The organism is Microcystis aeruginosa NIES-843 (genome assembly GCF_000010625.1).
GTDB lineage: Bacteria > Cyanobacteriota > Cyanobacteriia > Cyanobacteriales > Microcystaceae > Microcystis > Microcystis aeruginosa.
The window spans coordinates 2610652-2627091 of the sequence record NC_010296.1 but is presented as its reverse complement, the minus strand read 5'-3'; the positions used below and the strand labels follow the sequence as shown (position 1 = coordinate 2627091).

Here is a 16440-nt window from a genome sequence, read left to right as displayed (position 1 = left end):
GAGAATTGCTATAATCTAGATAGGATGAATTTCGATAATCTCGAAAACATTCGGCAAACCGAGCCGTTATTTTTAGCTTTTGGTCTAACTCTGCCATCAAAATAATTCCTGCATCTGAGGTGATTTTTCCTCCCTCAAAATTAGCGATTACTTGTCTTCCATTGAGGTTTCCAAAATTTAATTGATTGAGTCGAGACTGGTCTGAACTAGGAGTCATAAACTTGACATACTTTAAATAGTTTTAATGATTAAATTATAGCAAGCTTTTGACTTCATTCTCTACTTAAAATTGAGACTTTATCAACTAATTAACCTAAAAATACGCATTTTAAATTTGTTCTTTTTTCAAGGTCTAATTGATGATGAGCTTAAGTTGAATCCTAACAACACACTGTCGTTTTTGCTACAAGGCGATCACCCAGTCAAAACCCAGATTTTGTAAGGCTTCGGGGGTTGGTGATCGTACTTTTTGTGAGAAATGCGGGGTGTATATGATCAGACTCCCCGTTAAATTCCAATATCTGAAAATTCAGGTTCTTCCGAACTTACATACTATTTGTTGACATTACCACCGGCGGCAATTAAATTAATAGTTTTAAGCAAAAAGTAAACAATCCCAACCCAGCAACTAAATCTAATGAGCTATCGCCATAACTTGACCCAATTATTAGAAGAAATTAATTTACAGAAACCTTCGATCAAAATTCCTACCTTTGTTACTCATGACTTGGTAGATACTTATCAAATTTGTCGTCTAATTGATGATTTCATTTTTGAATATTTTCAAGAAAATAGAAAAACAGACACAGACATTGCAGACAATAGGGATCAAAAAATCGATGATGCTTTGGATGAGTTCCAGTCTAAAGTAGTTGAAAAAATCCTGAAAGAAAAACAGGATTTTAAAAATATATCTCTCAAAAAGAAGAAAGGATTTAAAAATATTTTTGAGTTTGCTCAATGTGAAAACTTGTACTTATCGAATAAATATGTCAATCTTATCTCGGAAAGTCTAGGTCATACTTTAGAAGAAATTGCTTCTATTAGTTCACAGGTTTTTGTACCAGAAAAAATTCTAAATTTTAAAATCAAAGGTGTGGATTTAGTAGTTTTTAATCAAGGAATAATCAAATACACTCAATTAAAAACTAAAAAAGATACTCTTACTGGTAGCCAGAGTGATCGGAGTATCAATGAATTAAAAATACATCCTAACTCAGTTTTTGCCGCTGCTTTAGATATGGGCAATTCTTGGACAATTAGCAAAACCAAAGCTAAAGAGAATAATATTGAGCTATTAGCAGGGCAAGCTTTTTGGTCAATGTTGGACTTAGATTATGAAACTATCCTGAATAAGTTAAAGATGACAGTCAGGAAAATCGAAAAAAAACTTTATCAAGTTTAGCTACTTTGATGTATAATAGAGAGGTAGATAAGTTGCTAATTATTGGTTATGACTCAGGTAAATCTACAAAAAGCCGCTAATATTCTCGGTGTAACTACCGCAGAAATACTAACATGGCAAAAGAAAAAATTAATCAAAGGTCAGAAAATTAATCAAGTTGATTGGCTATTTGATCTCGAGCAATTAACCAATCTTAAAAATAACCAATTCCCTGGAGAATTGAAAATCTTACAAACTGTTGAGCCAACTAATTACACAGTTATTGAATTATTTGCTGGTTGTGGTGGTATGGCTTTAGGTTTAGAAAATGCGGGACTAAAAACGCAATTACTGGTGGAAATCAACCAAGATTGTGTTAATACTTTAAGACTTAATCGACCGCAATGGAATGTTATAAATCAAGACATAAAAAAGATTAAATTTTCCAATTTTAGAGACAAAATAGATATTGTAGCTGGAGGTTTTCCCTGCCAACCTTTTAGTTATGCTGGGTTAGGAAAAGGATTAGAAGATTTGAGAGGAAGCCTATTTTTTGAATTTGCTCGTTGTTTACAGGAAGTGCAACCTAAAATCGCTATAGCCGAAAATGTTCGAGGATTATTAAGCAATAAAAAAGGAGAAACTCTGCAATTAATGCTGGAAGCTTTACAGGAAATCGGTTATTATGCTGCTTATCAAGTTTTATCAGCCCAATTTCTCGATGTTCCCCAAAAAAGAGAAAGATTAATTATTATCGCCACCCGTCAAGACCTAAATATTAAACCCATTTTTCCCCAATATAGAAACTATACTATTTCTCTGAAAAAAGCTCTAGAGAATTGTCCAAGTTCTCCAGGAGTAGAATATAAAGAAAGAAAAAAAGAGATTATGTCCTTAGTTCCCCCAGGAGGAAATTGGCGGAATTTGCCGATGGATATTCAAAAAGAATATATGAAAAATAGTCTCAAAAATCACGGCGGACGGACAGGATATGCTAAAAGATTATCTTGGGATGAACCGGCTTTAACTATTACCTGTAGTCCGGCACAAACCCAAACAGAAAGATGCCATCCCCAAGAAACTCGTCCTTTGACGGTGAGAGAATATGCACGAGTGCAGTCCTTTCCCGATGATTGGCAATTTACCGGTAATTTAACCTCTCAATATCGACAGATTGGTAACGCGGTTCCCGTTAATATGGCCTATCATCTTGGTGGCTGTTTAATTAATATGTTGCAAGGGGATTATATCGGGGAAACACAGCCAAAAACCGAACAGTTAAGCATTCCAGGGTTAGAAGTTAATTAATTTTGACTAAAAGTAAATAGGGCTTGCTGAATAAATGTGAAATGTAGGCAAGGTAAGGGTTTTAGGGATCGTCGCCCGTACTTTTTCAGCAAGCACTAACTATTCATAATTACTGACACGCAAAAACTATTGATTTAGGATAACAAATACAATTATAATACTTTTGAATCACCGATAACTGTTTCAGTTTTATTGTTAGATGGTATAGGGAATCTCAATAAATGGATGTTGATTGAGATCAAAATCTTGGGTATTACGAGTGACTAATTTGAGATTATAGTAAAGGGCGATCGCTGCTTGAATGGCATCAGGCAATTTCCATTGAATAACCTTTTTGTTAGGCTGTTTGGTTGCCTTTTTTTTGATTTGTTCACGACGGATTTGAATGACTAAATCAGTGATGTTGACATCTAAATCTATCAGGGGAAATGGCTTAATAACTCTCCTGCTTTTTCAAAGGAATTATTATCATTAAAACCAATGAGAACTTCGGCTTTAGTAATGACAGAAATATAACTTTCATCTCGGTGAGCTTTTAGATAAACTGTAGCTTGGGTAATACCATTAAAATGGTCGATTAAAATACAGGAGTCTATTAATCGTTTCATATCCACTCCTCCCGAATTTTTTGCTGATATTCTAAGCCATCTCCTTTAGTCCAGATTCCCTTAGTTTTATCTAATAAGGCTTCAAAATCGGCTTCTGTCTTTTCATCCTCAACTACTTGAATGTTAATGGCTAACTTTGTTCCTGCTTTAAAGGGTAAGTTAGAGAGGATAATCTTCTGAGAATGATCGATGGTTAAATAGGTTTGATAACTATTCATAATTATTGACAAGCAAAAACTATTGATTTAGGATAACAAAGACAATTATAATACTTTTGAATCACCGATAACCGTTGCAGTTTCATTGTTCTTAATAAAACTTAATATACTTCAATTTTCTCAAAAAAATCGACTGGCCTTTACAGGACTCGGATTAATGGGACTTCGCAAGAAACGTTAATCCAATAGTTAGGGTTTGCCGAAAGAAGCTAGATACAATTGAGTAACGCACAGAAAACGGGTTTCTCGGAGAAACCCGTTTTCTACTCATGCACTCATGCAAAAAGGGGAATGAATAATCAGTCTTTAATAACCAGATTTAGTATAACTACTTCTTGCATGAGTTCCTATCCTAACCAAGAAATTGATTTTGTCCGATTTTACTGTCCGGGATCTGTAGGGTTGATTCATGAATCAACCCTACCCCACCAGAAATTGATTTTGTCCGATTTTACTGTGCGGGGGGAATAACTTCTAACGGAATACTTTCAGTTTCTCCATCTTTAGATGGATTGACATCCGGACTTTTTTCTGCATCTGGAGTTTTTTCCACCGCTTTGGTTTCCGGGGTGGGGGGATTTTCGGGGGGTACTTCTGGACTGGGGTTCTTTTCCGGGATGGGAGTGAATTCCACCGGGGTTTCGCTTTCAGGAGACGGGGAAACTTCGGGGGAAGCTTCGCTATTGCGGGTAGTTTCCGCGGGAGTTTCTTCTATCCGGGGAGATTCTGGGGTAGTTGCGGGGGTAGTTGCGGGGGTGTCTTCGTTGATGTTTTGTTCTTCCTGGGGACAAGCTGCCGATTCTAAACCGAGATGACATCGGACTTCCTCCCGTCCCAAAGACACGGCAATTCCCGACACCGACATTAACAAAGCTAGGATGGGTAAGATATTGTTCATAAAATTAGACTTGATTCTACTCCTCGACATCACATTATCTATTTTAGATAAGTAGCTGGTTATAATTAAACCCACATTCCGCACCCTCAACTGTCACATTGAAAATTTTATCTAAATCGTCAAAACGATTGCCGGCTCTGAATTACAGGCTAATTTGTTTGCCCAGCAGACGCACAATTAGCCCTAAAAATCTGATAGCTCTGATACCAAATTATTGAGATCAACTCTCATTAAGCTGGCGATCGCTGACTAGAGTGTGACACTTCATAATTCTTAGTAATCGCTAAAAGTCTTACTATACAAGGGCTAGAGCAACTTTTGATTTCAACGACTAGGGTGCGGAATGTGGGATTAAATTAAAAATGGATTTTAGGTTCGATCCCCCCTGCCCCCCCTTGATAAGGGGGGTGCCGATAGGCGGGGGGATCCCCCCTTAATCCCCCCTTGATAAGGGGGGCATCTGATAATTTTTAACGCCTACCTAAGCTAAACGGCTTTTACTTCGGATCACCGATATAGACTCCAAAAGGGTTATAGCTGTTGGATCATGCAGGTTAAGCGCCGTTTAGCTTACTTAGGATCGAACTGATATTGAGAACCCTTTGGCCCCTCATTGCCGCGATTAGCACGCACCAAGGGAACTTGGTTAAAAATGTTAAAATCCGTGGTGCTTCCCTGCAAGGTGATTCCTCGATTTAAACTTTCGACTACAGTAGCACGGTCAGAACTTTTAGCGATCGCTTCTCCTAATACTTTCATGCTATCGTAGGCGGTAGCAGTACGCCAACTGACGCGACCGCGCCAACTTTTCAGCGCATCTTTGGCAAAAGGATCCGTTGCTTGGAAACTCCAAGGTACTGCTAGAACTAATCCGTCGATGCTATCCGCTCCTTGAATAAGGATATCGGGTGTATAAAGTTCATTTCCGCCTAATAAGAGCATTCCAGACGATTCTTGGGCAATAGCCACGGCTTGATCAATGCGATCGCCGTCTTTACTCAAGGCCAAAAATACCACCTTAGCGCCGGCTTGTTTTGCCTGATCTATGGCGGTTTTAGCGTTAAAATTGGCTTTGGTTGTGTCTATTGCCTTAACTATCTTGCCTCCCGGTTCCTTTATTGCTTTAGCAAAGGAATCCTTTAATTTTTGACTATAGGGACTATCGGAATTATAAAAAAGAACCACTGAGGGAGAATTCTCTTGCTTACTAGCATAATTAGCCAAAGTTTTGGCCACTGCTTCCAGATAACTGCCTAAAACTTCCTGAGATTTATCCTTAAGGGGAATGGTTTTCAGGGTTGCATTTCCCGTTTGACTAACACTGGTAGTCAGGGGAGAAAGAATGGCTAATCCTTCTTTTTCGTAACTTTCAATCGCTTTTTGACTAAAAGGATCGATTCCGTGGCCCATAACTGCCAAAACTTGACCGGATTGAATCAGATCATCAGCGATCGCTTTTGATTGTAACCCACCGCCATCATTAGCGATAACTATTTCCAAAGGATTACCCGGATTAGAATTATTAAACTCCTCTTGATACCTTGCCACACCTCGGAGAATTTCCTTGGCGCTGTTGGGGTCGTTAGCGATGGGTACAACAACGGCTATAGTCTTTTGATTACCTTTTTGTCTGGCTTTGGCGTTATTGTAATAGATTTTGCCCTCCGGATCGTTTGCTTGGGGAGTGGCTGCTAGTTGGTAAGATGCGATCGCATTTGCCCAATCTTCCTTTTTAAAGGCCGCTGCGCCTTTTTCTTTGTTAGGAGTGGAATTAAGCAGTATTTTCTCACCTTGGCTAAATAAATCGGGATTTTTAGCCGTATTACTCACAAAAGTTGCCTTGGTTTGCTTGTCTGGGGTTTCTTCCAGGACGACTGGGGAAGTATCGGGTTTGGGAATCAGCATTTGCAATAGACTCCAACCCCCTAAACCTGCGGTTAAAGCGGTAATTATCAAAGCGAAGGGAAGTAACCAGCTAGATTTTTGGCCGACTCTAGTTGTACCCCCCGGGGAGACCACAACCGTGGTTTTAACCGTCGTTGTTACGGGATCCATCGCTTCCCTAGGTAGGCCACAGATAGGACAATCAGGAGTAGTATTGTCGCAGGGTTCATGACCTCCCGCAATCGCTTGCGGATAAGTTTTACCATCTTTAGGGATACCGTCACATTGCCAAGTAGTCATAATCAGTTATCAGTTATCAGTTATCAGTTATCAGTGGGTAAGTTATCAGTTATCAGTTATCAGTGGGTAAGTTATCAGTGGGTAAGTTATCAGATTTGAGTTTTAAGTGAGCAGTATGTGTTAAGTGAGCAGTATTAAATAGCAGTTTCTTGCCATCTTTTCACTGTTTACTGATTACTGTTTACTGTTTACTGGTCACTGATTACTGTTTACTGGTCACTGGTCACTGTTTGAGGACGTTGTCGTAAGCTTTGGAAATAGAGGCCACCGATAAGCAGTAAAAAGAGGATATAGGCAACAATTTGACTGATATAGAGGTTTTGACGATAACCAAACAGAGATTTGAGGAGGAGTCCGGGGAAAGTGCGATCGCTCAAAATTTGGGAACCGTCCCAAACTTGAAAACCGAGAAGACAGGAGGAGGGGAGAGAAGGACAGAAATGGCGATAAAAAGGGTCAATTTCACTTAAAAGACTGATTCCTGCGTCGATATGTTTCAAAACACCGATGAGTAATCCCGCAACGATTAAGAGCAGCAAAGTCCCCATAATTTGGAAAAAGAGACGGATATTAATTTTTACTCCCCCCGCAAATAGGAGAGTTCCCAACAAGGTTGCGACACTTAACCCTGCTATCGCACCGAAGGTTTGTATCTGCCAATCTTTTTGGAATTGGGCCAGGATAAAGAGGACAGTTTCAAATCCCTCCCGCAAGACAGCGATAAAAACGAGCAGAAAAATCGCTTTTCCTGCCCCATTTTTCGCTTTTAAACCCGCTTTTACCGCACTTTCTACCTCAGATTTCAAAGATTTGGCCTGTTGAGTCATCCAAATTAACATCCAACTCAACATCAAGACGGCAATCAGTCCAAAAGTGGCGGCCAGTAATTCCTTGAGCATTGGTACGAATGGACTAGGAGAAGCATCCACTTGCAAAAGGATTCCCCCTAGCAAAATACCTACCAAAACACTAGCCACCACTCCCGCACCAATACCACGATACACCCATGAGTTAAGTTGCGATCGACCCGATTTTTGTAAACAAGCGAGGACAATTCCCACCACTAAAGCGGCCTCGAAACCTTCCCGGAGAGTGATAATAAAAGTGGGTAAAGCGGAACTAAGATTCATAAGCTAGTGGATAAACTCTAGCTTTGATCCTAGCTCAAGCAAAATCCCGCAGCATCTTGCGAATTTCCAGATTGTGTAATTCTTCTTGTCCAATCATACCGCGAGCGAATTCTTCCAGGTAAATACTGGCATCTTCGACGGTTTCTAGGAGTGCTTTGTACAAATCAAGGGATTTTTTCTCATGATTGAGGCTCTCACTCAAGATTGCTTTGATATTGTGTTCATAGCTCTCCTCGATGGGGGCAATTTTTAAGCTAGGATGACCTTCTAAACCGGTGAGAATTTCCCCGACTTGTTGCGCGTGGGTGAGGGATTCCGTGGCCTGAGTCTGGAAAAATTGGACGATGGGGATGCGATGGGGACCTGTCACCATCAGGGAATAGTGGGTGTAACGGACAACTCCCGCTAGTTCAAATTCCATGATTTCGTTCAGTTGTTCGATGGTTTTGTCTCTGTCTAGTTCTCGCATAAGATTCTCAATAATTTTTCTCTAATTGCAATTGTAGCTAATCCAGACTGGCTGAATAAATCTAAAAACCTTGTTGGCTAATATCTTTAGGCTTTTTTGCCATCAAAAAAGTGCCAGATATTGGAGTGATCAGGGGGAAAATTTAGGCACTTTTTCCCTGAAAATGCCTAAAACCCTACACCCCACGACAAACCCTTTCAGCAAACCCTAGGTGCTGAATCGAGGCGATCGAGTCAAAAAGATTTTAGCCGGGGGAATAGCAACTCAAGAGGTCATTAAAGGTTTCATTTTGCCTTAAACCATCGAAAACAAAGTTATTACGCACTAATTCGCCACATATATCCGGTTCTATGTCTAGAGCTTCCCGTAAACAGTCGATCGCTTTTTCTTGTTGACCGAGGGCGGCATAACAGCAGGCGGCATTATACCACGCATAGCGATCATCTTGATCGATTTTTAACGATTCTTCATAACAGGCGATCGCTTCTGGTAAACGCTGTAATTCCTGTAAGATCACACCCTGTTGATACCAGGACCAGTAATCTTGCGGTCGGATATCGAGGGCGGTACGATAATTAAATAAAGCCTCTTGGGGATTGCCCCAATCCCGGAAAGCGTCGCCGCGACGATACCAGGCCCAATAATCCCGGGGTCGCGCCCCCAAGGCCAGATCATAGAAAGTGATAGCGCGTTCGTAATTTTTCAGCAATCGATAGGCCTCCCCTTGCCGGTAGGCTGCCCAATAGTCCCCCGGACTATGACTTAGGGCCCGTTGAAAACAAGCGATCGCTTTTTCGTAGTCCTTTAATTCCTGTAGATAAACACAACCTTGGTCGTACCAAGCCCAATAGTTATCATCCTTTACCTGTGCGGCGTTAGCATAACTTTGAGCCGCTTCTTCATACATTCCCAAGTCTTCTAGTATCATACCCCTTTTGTACCATGCCCAATAATCATCTGGATAATATTCTAAGGCTTTTTCGTAGCTGATTAAGGCTCCAAAATAGTCCATTCTTTCTTTTAAAATATTGCCTTGGTCATACCAGTCCCGATAGCTATCCGGACGGCATTCGAGCGCTCGATAGACAGTGAGTAGATAGGTCATAGTGATTAATCGATAGTAAGTAGGGAGGCACAATTATTTGTAGGATGGGTTAGCGGTAGCGTAACCCATGCGGGGGTTGGGTTTCATGCTTCAACCCAACCTACGTTCATCTTATATTTAATTCCACCCACCTACTTAATTAGAGCCGTCAGTCTTATCAGTTATCAGTGGGATTGTTCGGTGGGCAGTGGGTGCTTTTTCCCTGAAAATTAGGTAGTTGACCACCTGAAAATCGGTAAAACCCTACACCCCACACCCCACACCCCACACCCTGCCCCCAGGAAAAGCTTTTTCAGCAAACCCTAGTTATACTTTTAGAACAGATTCAGATCCGTTAAAGCGCCGAGACTGCTAGAGGAGACTAACTTGGCGAATTTGCCGAGAATTCCCGTTTTATAGCGTGGGGGGCGCGGTTGCCAATGGTTACGACGACGGGTTAATTCTTCTTCCGATACATTTAAACTCAAGAGACGCTGACGAGCATCAATAGTGATTTGATCCCCCTCCTCTACTAGGGCAATTGTACCACCCACCGCCGCTTCTGGAGCGACGTGACCGACCACCATGCCGTAGGTTCCCCCGGAAAAACGACCATCGGTAATTAATCCCACGGAATCCCCTAAACCGGCGCCGATAATTGCCGAAGTGGGGGCCAACATTTCCCGCATACCCGGTCCGCCTACTGGTCCCTCGTAACGGACAACCACCACATCCCCGGCTTGAATTTTTCCGGCTAAAATTGCCTCTAAACAGGTTTCTTCCGATTCAAACACCCGCGCCGGTCCGGTGATTACCGGAGTTTTCACGCCGCTAATTTTGGCCACGGCCCCCTCTGTGGCCAGATTTCCTTTTAAAATGGCTAAATGACCCTCTTTATAGACAGGATTGCTAAAAGGACGGATAACATCTTGGCCTGAGGGCGGTTGGTCGGGAATATCGGCTAAAATCTCGGCGATAGTCTGACCGCTAATGGTGAGGGCATCCCCGTGCAGTAAACCATTAACCAGGAGAATTTTCATCACTTGGGGAATACCGCCGGCTTTGTGCAGATCCACGGTAACGTAACGCCCGGAGGGTTTAAGATCGCAGATAACCGGTACACGCTGGCGGATGGTTTCAAAATCATCGATCGATAATTCTACCCCGATGGTGCGGGAAATGGCTAAAAGGTGCAGCACAGCGTTAGTGGAACCTCCCACCGCCATAATTACCGAAATGGCGTTTTCAAAGGCTTTACGGGTCAAAATTTGGCTAGGGAGAATCTGTTTTCTAACCGCCTCGACCAAAACCTTGGCCGATTCTTCGGTACTATCGGCTTTTTCCGCATCTTCGGCGGCCATGGTTGAGGAATAGGGTAAACTCATCCCCATGGCTTCAAAAATGGAAGACATGGTATTAGCAGTAAACATTCCACCACAGGAACCAGCACCGGGGCAAGCGTTGCGTTCAATTCCGATGAGGTCTTCTTCACTGATTTTACCGGCGCTGTACTGTCCCACGGCTTCAAAGGAACTGACCACGGTTAAATCGCAATCTTTGTAGCGCCCCGGTTTAATCGTGCCACCATAGACGAAAATAGCGGGAATATTCATCCGGGCCATGGCAATCATTGCCCCCGGCATATTTTTGTCACAACCCCCGATAGCGAGGACTCCATCGAGACTTTGACCATTACAGACGGTTTCAATGGAATCGGCGATTACTTCCCTAGAAACGAGAGAATATTTCATCCCTTCTGTTCCCATGGAAATCCCGTCACTAATGGTGATAGTCCCGAAAAGTTGCGGCATTCCCCCCGCTAATCTCGTGGCTGCTTCGGCACGCATTGCTAAATCATTAATTCCCATGTTACAGGGGGTAATGGTGCTAAATCCGTTAGCGATGCCGATGATTGGTTTGCTAAAGTCCTCATCCCCAAAACCTACCGCTCTTAACATGGCCCGATTAGGACTGCGTTGGGTACCTTGGGTAACAATGCGACTTCTGTAGTTATCTGCCATAACTTTATCTTTCTCCAATGGCGGCTGACGGGTGCGATCGCGGCTCAAGTTCTCCAATCGCACCTTTATTTCTATTTTCTGACTTTTGGCCGCTCTGAGCAGGTTTTAGGACAGTCCATCTCTAAAGAAAATATAAAACTGTGGGATGATTCAGGGTACAACTATAAAATCAGCAATATCGAGAGTTCCTGTTAATCCAGTGATTTCGATAATTGCGTCGGTGGCTGCATTAAATTCTCGACATTGGCTCCTAAAGTCAAATTAACCGAGGCTCGAATGGTATCGATTTCTGTGGTAAGGTTAATTTATCAGTGCGAAATCAGCCGCTATCAGGGTAGGAACAGTCAACAAATTGGCAAATTCAGAGCCACTTCCTAAACCAGCAGCACTACCATTTTGATTGTAGTAAATACTGCCACTGCTGTTACTGTAAACGATAAAAGCGCTGCTAGTGGCGACTAAATCATCGTCAGCGACGCTGGCAAATTCAGCCGGTTGACTGAAGCCATTGCCAATGATACTTTGTAAGGCAGTAAAGATGGCTTTACTTAATACTATTTTATCACTGCCCGAAGTGAAATCGCTGATGGCATCGATGCCTAAATTACTACTATTGAAGATAAAATTATCGCTACCATTACCACCAGTAAGTAAATCATCACCAAAACCACCAATTAACCTATCGTTTCCGTTTTGACCGGTTAATTGATCGTTGCCACCACCACCAGTTAGAGTATTATTAAGGCTATTCCCGGTTAGTCGGTCATTACCGCTATCGCTAATAATATTTTCGATGGTGTTATTTGCCGAAAAAGTCAATTTTAGATTATTGGTGACGGCGGTTTGGACAGCAGTAGTCCCCAAGTTAACTCTTACTGCGGTATTTGTCCCAGTAAAGTCGAGGGTATCGATACCACCAGTGGTAGTTTCTTGGATGGTATCGCTTCCTAATGGGGTTGAAGCATTGAAACAGTAAATATCGTTACCATTAGCACCAGCGAGGATATTGTTACCGCTATTTCCGGTGATTTTATTGTCACCAGCGTTACCCGTACCATTAATATTATTACTGCCAATTAGTCTGAGGTTTTCCACATTATTGGGTAAGGTTCTAGTAATGCTGCTTTGTAGGGTGTCAGTAATAATTACTTGTCCAATTGCTTCGTCGGGATTGATGGTAGCATTAACCGCATTTGACAGGGAGCATCTCACCTTTGCAATGAGCATAAATACTTAGTGGAAAAATAGGCTTTTCGAGGGTAATTCTTGTTTTAATTCTCCATGTACGCAGTCTTTAAAAGCCTCTATTTCGTTCCAAGACACGATTAAGAGTGGCTTTTAGGCTAAGTATAATTACTTATCGCGTAAGTGAGATGCTCCCGCAAAACTTTTAGTATCATTATCCGAAAATTGAAAGAACGCAATGAAAATTTGCGTTTTCAAAAGTGTTACTGGGGTGGTTCCCTCGGCACAACGTTAAATGCTGGGGGACTATCTATTCCAGTGTCGGATCAAAAAAAAGCCTCAGAAACCGATTTAACTGATGAAGACTACGTTCTGGGTTTATGGGAGTTACTATATCAGGATCCACTCATCGAACTGCAAATCCTAACCATAAGTTCCGAGGACAAAGGGGCTGTTTTTGGGGAAAAGCTAGGCGAGGATTTGGATAATCGGGTTCGAGCCTTAAATCCATCCTCTAATCTGCAAGAAATGCTCGATCAGGCTGGCATTGGCCAGTTTTTTAGTCAATCCCAATCCATTATCGTCAACGAAAGCGATTATCAAAAAGCGATCGAATCCGCCACGGAACCATTAGGAGAATACCGCATAGCGATCGCCCGTGCGCTGGTAGCCCAGAGTGCTATTTTGGTAAGGGATAACTATGGCGAATTCGCCTTATCGGTTAATGGGGGATTACGAGATCAAATTGTCGAGCAAATAGCGGCGGAATTAGGGGGTACGGAAAAAGGAGTTTTGTCCGGCATAAAAGAGATGATTTCTGGTACGATCAGGCGTATTATTCAGAATAATCTCCAAAGAAAGCGAAATGGATTCACGGAAGAATATAGTGGCACTTTGGGAGATATTTTGATGTATCAAGCAAGGGGACAAAAGCTTAGAGACTTTGTTCGCACAACCGTTGAACGTCTGGAATATCCCACCGTATTAATCGCCCATAGTTTGGGTGGTATTATTGCCGTCGATTTGCTATTAGAACAACAATTACCACAAGTGGCTTTGTTGGTGACGATCGGTTCTCAATCTCCTATTCTTTATGAACTGAATGCTTTGGTGGGGATGGAATATAATCCCAATGCCAAGCTGCCGGATACTTTCCCCGATTGGTTAAATATTTATGATCGCAACGATTTCCTCAGTTATGTGGATGAGAAAATATTCCCTGGAAAGATAGAAGATGTGGAAATCGACAGTAAACAACCGTTCCCCGAGTCTCACGGTGCATATTGGAATAATGACAAGGTTTGGGATGCCGTTTGGCAGAAGATGGAGAAGATAGTTAATGGCTGAACCATCGACAACGCAAGCTATTCTGGTCGGCATTGAAAGGTATGCCGATTCTAATGCTATTCCGGATTTGAACGGTCCGGTCAATGATGTTTATCGGTTCTGTCAATGGTTACGATATCGCAATGTGCCTCCTGAAAATATTTCGGTTTTCGCATCTCCACTCGATCGCAATACTGGAATCGTTGACGAGATTACCAGTCTGATCAACAGTAAACCCTTAGAAGCGACCAAAGATATAGTCAATAAAGCTCTGCGCGAGGAAGCGAGAAAAAAAACAGCAAGCTTGTTTTTCTTGTTTTGGTCGGGACACGGTTGGATCGTCCCTCAAGGCGATCGTCGATTGATTTATGCCGATGCGACAATTGAGGACTTGAAGAACCTTAATTTAACTGCCCAGCTTAATGCTATGCAGACCGATTTATATAAAAATTTACCTCAGCAGTTACTAATCTTCGATGCTTGCGCTAATTCCCAATTATTAAAGATAACTCCACCTGACGATCTTCCCCCTATCGGTAAACATTTGCCAAGTCAACAACAAATGGTCATGCTGGCGGCTAATCCGGGAGAATATGCGATTAATAAAGGCGACGAACAAACGGGTATATTTTCACGAGAACTATTAAATGAATTGAACTCATTAAAAGATACAGAGGTTTGGCCTCCAGATCTGGAGTCAGTTATGCAGTCCGTGCAGAAAAAGTTCATCAAACTGCGAGAAGATAAACAAACCAGGCAAACTCCTTCATATCTTTTATCCCACATTCCGCACCCTAAGTGTCACAACGTCTCAAAAGAGGAAGGGGCGTGAGTCAAAATACTTATCTAGAGGAGTGAGTTGGCGGCAAGCTGCCGGCAACTAAGCCGAAAATTTCAGAGTTCCCCCGGTCATTCTCAATAAACAGTGCTTGTTGAGAATGACTAGGCAATCAGACTTAACATCTAGGGGGAGATGTTCCAGTTGCTCGCTTTGTTTTGTCACCCCTTGAAGTCAATCCATCTGGTCAAGATAAGAGATAATATTCCTGGCAAGGTTTGGGGAAAAATCTCAAAATGTTGCGCCTCTCATCCGTTAAGTTGCTAATCTTTTGATTGTCTTGAATACGGACGAGATGAATCCCTTGAAAGCCCTGAAATATCCAGCGTAACGTCGGTCGGTCAGTTAACTTACCCAACTGATTTTTCAGTCCCGTCTCCTGCTGTTTTAAACTTAAACGAAGTTGTCTTTGACCAATAGTATAAACCAGCAGGCACAAGCCCATGAGCATGGCCATGACCTCGATTCTATGGGGAGATTTGAGAAAGACACTGTCAGCAAAAAAGCAGGGGTCTTTGAGAAAAGAAAATCCTCTTTCTGGAGCTTGTTGCCCCTTATATTTTTTGAGTATATCCTCACTGCTCAATCGTTTTTTCTCCAAATCGTTAGTTGCTAAAACGAATCGTCCTGCTCGTTTCTTTAGCCTCTCAATCGCTGCCAAATTCAACTCTAATTCGGCTTGAACTTGATAGCTTTGAGAGGGTAAATCGTCTTTTGATTTGAGTTTTGACCCCTGGGACTCAGGCGGAATGAGATTGACTTTAATCTCCGTTAACTGATGAGATTTTAAGGAGTCAGATAATCCTTTGGCTATCGCCAACGCCACCGCTCTATTCTCAAATTCTCTTCGGGATAGTTGCCGGATTTTTTCTTGGGCAGAATTCTTTTCCTGCTCGATTTTTTTCTCTAATTTTTTCAAGTCTGATTCTTGTCTAGCTTGACTTTCAACTAGCAACCATCTTTGTTCTATACCCCCATAGTTAGAGGGAGCATCTCACTTATGCAATGAGTATTAATGCTTATAGCCGTCAACAACTAGAAAATCTTCAACTTGATCACAAAGAGAAATGAGATTATAATAGTTATAGCTTACAATTCAGAATATGGCTCGATAGGAGGAATAATTCAATGTTATCAGAAAATGAAAAAAGAATTAAAGAGTTATGTCAAGAGTTAGGGCAATGTCTCTATGAGCAATCCCCAATTAAGAAATTTAATAACTTGGGAGAGATAGAGGAGACAGTCAGAGATTTAATGATTCATTATGTCAACCCAGAAATCGGTATTTTTTTGTCAAAACAAGCACAGAAGAAACCGCCGGTCGGACGAGAAAAGTGAAAAGTATTTTGGGGGAATTACCAATTACAGAAAAACAAGCGAAGAAGTTAGAAGTAAAGCCTCGGACTCAGATGAGTCCAATGTTAGAGAAGAACTGTTTGTTATTAAGTGGCGATGAATCCTACGAGAAATCGGCGCAGAAAATCAAATCATTGACAGGGATTGCTGTTTCTCACAGTACCCAACAACGCCTCGTGCATCGCTATGCTTTTGAAGAATTACCGTCTAACCCAGAAGTCGAAGTGGAAGAAATGAGCATAGATGGCGGTAAGGTACGACTAAGAACTGCCAAGGGAAAAGCCTTGATTTGGCGTGATTATAAAGCAGTGAGTTTTCATCAACTGGGGGTAGCGGCCTTTTTTCAAGATAACTCGGCTTTATTAGATTTGGTTAATTCTCAAGTTTTGGCTGAACCTTTAATTTGTTTAGGAGATGGACATGATGGTAAG

13 protein-coding genes and 5 pseudogenes are annotated in these 16440 nt (G+C 41.9%); 5 read left to right on the top strand and 13 right to left on the bottom strand.

Going from position 1 to position 16440, the window contains the following annotated elements; all coding sequences use genetic code 11:
- Positions 1-7: 7 nt before the first annotated feature.
- Both MAE_RS12580 and MAE_RS36430 read right to left on the bottom strand, forming a co-directional pair.
- Positions 8-217, bottom strand: a pseudogene (locus tag MAE_RS12580) (transposase); the annotation flags it as partial.
- A 235-nt stretch (positions 218-452) separates the two neighbouring features.
- Positions 453-545 (bottom strand): annotated as a pseudogene (locus MAE_RS36430) (IS200/IS605 family transposase); the annotation flags it as partial.
- A 92-nt stretch (positions 546-637) separates the two neighbouring features.
- Here MAE_RS36430 and MAE_RS12575 point away from each other — a divergent pair.
- Together MAE_RS12575 and MAE_RS12570 are read left to right on the top strand one after the other, a co-directional pair.
- Entirely contained in the window at positions 638-1405 is a 768-nt protein-coding gene (locus MAE_RS12575; protein ID WP_012265899.1) for a hypothetical protein, read from the top strand.
- 48 nt (positions 1406-1453) lie between these two features.
- Positions 1454-2692, top strand: coding sequence for a DNA cytosine methyltransferase (locus MAE_RS12570; protein WP_012265898.1), 1239 nt, complete (start codon positions 1454-1456; stop codon positions 2690-2692).
- A 419-nt stretch (positions 2693-3111) separates the two neighbouring features.
- On the opposite strand, the gene MAE_RS34990 is transcribed toward MAE_RS12570, so the two are convergent.
- The 10 genes and pseudogenes from MAE_RS34990 to MAE_RS35730 all read right to left on the bottom strand — a co-directional run bounded on the left by MAE_RS34990 (position 3112) and on the right by MAE_RS35730 (position 12531).
- Entirely contained in the window at positions 3112-3300 is a 189-nt protein-coding gene (locus MAE_RS34990; RefSeq protein ID WP_012265897.1) for a hypothetical protein, read from the bottom strand.
- On the bottom strand, positions 3297-3518 hold the full coding sequence (locus MAE_RS12560; RefSeq protein WP_012265896.1) for a hypothetical protein: 222 nt from the start codon (positions 3516-3518) through the stop codon (positions 3297-3299). Before MAE_RS12560 ends, MAE_RS34990 begins: the two co-directional genes overlap by 4 nt.
- Positions 3519-3969: 451 nt before the next feature.
- Positions 3970-4416 (bottom strand): hypothetical protein, encoded by a 447-nt coding sequence (locus MAE_RS12555; protein WP_041804091.1) that lies wholly within the window; start codon positions 4414-4416, stop codon positions 3970-3972.
- A 570-nt stretch (positions 4417-4986) separates the two neighbouring features.
- Positions 4987-6600, bottom strand: coding sequence for an ABC transporter substrate-binding protein (locus MAE_RS12550; RefSeq protein WP_012265894.1), 1614 nt, complete (start codon positions 6598-6600; stop codon positions 4987-4989).
- 209 nt (positions 6601-6809) lie between these two features.
- Positions 6810-7730, bottom strand: coding sequence for an FTR1 family iron permease (locus MAE_RS12545; RefSeq protein WP_041804090.1), 921 nt, complete (start codon positions 7728-7730; stop codon positions 6810-6812).
- 34 nt (positions 7731-7764) lie between these two features.
- Positions 7765-8199, bottom strand: coding sequence for a ferritin-like domain-containing protein (locus MAE_RS12540; protein ID WP_002731529.1), 435 nt, complete (start codon positions 8197-8199; stop codon positions 7765-7767).
- A gap of 244 nt (positions 8200-8443) precedes the next feature.
- On the bottom strand, positions 8444-9304 hold the full coding sequence (locus MAE_RS12535; RefSeq protein WP_041804089.1) for a tetratricopeptide repeat protein: 861 nt from the start codon (positions 9302-9304) through the stop codon (positions 8444-8446).
- Positions 9305-9618: 314 nt separating this feature from the next.
- Entirely contained in the window at positions 9619-11304 is a 1686-nt protein-coding gene (ilvD, locus tag MAE_RS12530; protein ID WP_012265889.1) for a dihydroxy-acid dehydratase, read from the bottom strand.
- Positions 11305-11454: 150 nt separating this feature from the next.
- A pseudogene (locus MAE_RS36425) lies at positions 11455-11532 on the bottom strand (bluetail domain-containing putative surface protein); the annotation flags it as partial.
- A gap of 72 nt (positions 11533-11604) precedes the next feature.
- Entirely contained in the window at positions 11605-12531 is a 927-nt protein-coding gene (locus MAE_RS35730; protein ID WP_012265888.1) for a M10 family metallopeptidase C-terminal domain-containing protein, read from the bottom strand.
- 183 nt (positions 12532-12714) lie between these two features.
- On the opposite strand from MAE_RS35730, the gene MAE_RS12520 reads away from it, so the two are divergent.
- Together MAE_RS12520 and MAE_RS12515 are read left to right on the top strand one after the other, a co-directional pair.
- The gene (locus tag MAE_RS12520; protein WP_193763621.1) at positions 12715-13836 is read left to right on the top strand and encodes a hypothetical protein; all 1122 of its coding nucleotides are present in this window, start codon (positions 12715-12717) and stop codon (positions 13834-13836) included.
- Positions 13829-14647, top strand: coding sequence for a caspase family protein (locus MAE_RS12515; RefSeq protein WP_012265739.1), 819 nt, complete (start codon positions 13829-13831; stop codon positions 14645-14647). Before MAE_RS12520 ends, MAE_RS12515 begins: the two co-directional genes overlap by 8 nt.
- Positions 14648-14840: 193 nt before the next feature.
- Here the strand turns inward: MAE_RS12515 and MAE_RS12510 are convergent.
- Positions 14841-15638: pseudogene (locus tag MAE_RS12510) on the bottom strand (IS1634 family transposase); the annotation flags it as partial.
- 143 nt (positions 15639-15781) lie between these two features.
- Here MAE_RS12510 and MAE_RS29555 point away from each other — a divergent pair.
- Positions 15782-16437: pseudogene (locus tag MAE_RS29555) on the top strand (ISKra4 family transposase); the annotation flags it as partial.
- Positions 16438-16440: the final 3 nt, after the last annotated feature.

Excerpts from the sequence above, each read along its gene's own strand:
- MAE_RS12550 (WP_012265894.1), bottom strand. The coding sequence starts at position 6,600 with ATGACTACTTGGCAATGTGACGGTATCCCTAAAGATGGTAAAACTTAT.
- MAE_RS34990 (WP_012265897.1), bottom strand. The coding sequence starts at position 3,300 with ATGAAACGATTAATAGACTCCTGTATTTTAATCGACCATTTTAATGGT.
- MAE_RS12515 (WP_012265739.1), top strand. The coding sequence starts at position 13,829 with ATGGCTGAACCATCGACAACGCAAGCTATTCTGGTCGGCATTGAAAGG.
- MAE_RS35730 (WP_012265888.1), bottom strand. The coding sequence starts at position 12,531 with ATGCTCATTGCAAAGGTGAGATGCTCCCTGTCAAATGCGGTTAATGCT.
- ilvD (WP_012265889.1), bottom strand. The coding sequence starts at position 11,304 with ATGGCAGATAACTACAGAAGTCGCATTGTTACCCAAGGTACCCAACGC.
- MAE_RS12570 (WP_012265898.1), top strand. The coding sequence starts at position 1,454 with ATGACTCAGGTAAATCTACAAAAAGCCGCTAATATTCTCGGTGTAACT.
- MAE_RS12575 (WP_012265899.1), top strand. The coding sequence starts at position 638 with ATGAGCTATCGCCATAACTTGACCCAATTATTAGAAGAAATTAATTTA.
- MAE_RS12555 (WP_041804091.1), bottom strand. The coding sequence starts at position 4,416 with ATGAACAATATCTTACCCATCCTAGCTTTGTTAATGTCGGTGTCGGGA.
- MAE_RS12560 (WP_012265896.1), bottom strand. The coding sequence starts at position 3,518 with ATGAATAGTTATCAAACCTATTTAACCATCGATCATTCTCAGAAGATT.
- MAE_RS12540 (WP_002731529.1), bottom strand. The coding sequence starts at position 8,199 with ATGCGAGAACTAGACAGAGACAAAACCATCGAACAACTGAACGAAATC.
- MAE_RS12545 (WP_041804090.1), bottom strand. The coding sequence starts at position 7,730 with ATGAATCTTAGTTCCGCTTTACCCACTTTTATTATCACTCTCCGGGAA.
- MAE_RS12535 (WP_041804089.1), bottom strand. The coding sequence starts at position 9,304 with ATGACCTATCTACTCACTGTCTATCGAGCGCTCGAATGCCGTCCGGAT.